Origin of the sequence: Stenotrophomonas sp. HMWF003 (assembly GCF_003061285.1) — a bacterium.
GTDB lineage: Bacteria > Pseudomonadota > Gammaproteobacteria > Xanthomonadales > Xanthomonadaceae > Stenotrophomonas > Stenotrophomonas maltophilia_AP.
On record NZ_QAIW01000347.1, the window covers coordinates 1 to 1,174 of the forward strand.

The window sequence follows — 1,174 nt, forward strand, 5'->3', positions numbered from 1 at the left end:
CCTGGCCACCCTGCTGCCGGGCGTGGCGGTACAGGCGTCCGGTGGCGTGCGCAGCGCTGCCGACGTGGCCGAGGCCAAGGCGGTGGGCTGTGGCGGCGCAATCCTGGGCAAGGCGCTGCTGGAAGGCCGCATGACCCTGGCGGAGGCGCTGGCATGCTGAGCCGCCGGCTGATTCCCTGCCTGGACGTGCGCGATGGCCGCGTGGTCAAGGGCGTGCGCTTCCGCGACCACGTCGACATGGGCGACATCGTCGAGCTGGCGCTGCGGTACCGCGACCAGGGCGCCGACGAGCTGGTGTTCTACGACATCGGCGCCAGCCCCGAGGGCCGTGCGGTGGACGTGGGCTGGATCGAGCGCATCGCGCGCCTGATCGACATTCCGTTCTGCGTGGCCGGCGGCATTTCCGACGTGGAGACCGCCCGCCGCGTGCTGTATGCCGGGGCCGACAAGATTTCGATCAACTCTCCGGCGCTGGGGCGCCCGGCGCTGATCGAGGAACTGGCCGACGCGTTCGGCGTGCAGTGCGTGGTGGTCGGCGTCGATTCGGTACGCGAGGCCGACGGCGAATGGCGGGTGCGGCGCTTCAGCGGCGACCCGGACAAGACCCAGGCCGTGCCGGTGCGCACGCTGGACTGGCTGGTCGAGGCACAGCGCCGCGGCGCCGGCGAGATCGTGCTGAACTGCATGGACAGCGACGGTGTGCGCCGGGGCTACGACGTGGCCCAGCTGCGCCAGGCGCGCGCGCTGTGCCACGTGCCGCTGATCGCCTCCGGCGGTGCCGGTGAGATGCAGCACTTCGCCGACGTGTTCGACCAGGCCGATGTCGACGGTGCCTTGGCCGCCAGCGTTTTCCACAGTGGCGCCATTGCCATTCCCGCGCTCAAGCAGTTCCTGCGCGAGCAGCAGATCGAGGTTCGAGATGTCTATTGAAGTACTGCCGTCGCGCGAGGCGCTGGACGGGCTGGAGTGGAACAAGGGCGACGGCCTGCTGCCGGTGATCGTGCAGGACGCCGACAGCCTGGCCGTATTGATGCTCGGCTACGCCAACGCCGAATCGCTGGAGCTGACCCTGGCCACCGGCCATATGACCTTCTACAGCCGCAGCAAGCAGCGCCTGTGGACCAAGGGCGAGTCGTCGGGCAACGTGCTGGCGGTGGTGGCGGTGCGCGTGGAC

General features: G+C 70.0%; 3 protein-coding genes. All 3 read left to right on the plus strand.

Translation table 11 applies throughout. The features are described from left to right. A partial coding sequence (locus DBR34_RS14005) for a HisA/HisF-related TIM barrel protein (protein ID WP_258223937.1) occupies positions 1 to 160 on the plus strand: 160 nt, incomplete at its 5' end. Beyond that, a complete protein-coding gene (gene hisF / locus DBR34_RS14010; RefSeq protein ID WP_128097247.1) occupies positions 154 to 930 on the plus strand; it encodes an imidazole glycerol phosphate synthase subunit HisF in 777 nt (258 codons plus the stop codon). The genes DBR34_RS14005 and hisF, both read left to right, overlap by 7 nt. Further along, a partial coding sequence (locus DBR34_RS23165) for a phosphoribosyl-AMP cyclohydrolase (protein ID WP_308812544.1) occupies positions 920 to 1,174 on the plus strand: 255 nt, incomplete at its 3' end. The genes hisF and DBR34_RS23165, both read left to right, overlap by 11 nt.

Excerpts from the sequence above, each read along its gene's own strand:
- hisF (WP_128097247.1), top strand. The coding sequence starts at position 154 with ATGCTGAGCCGCCGGCTGATTCCCTGCCTGGACGTGCGCGATGGCCGC.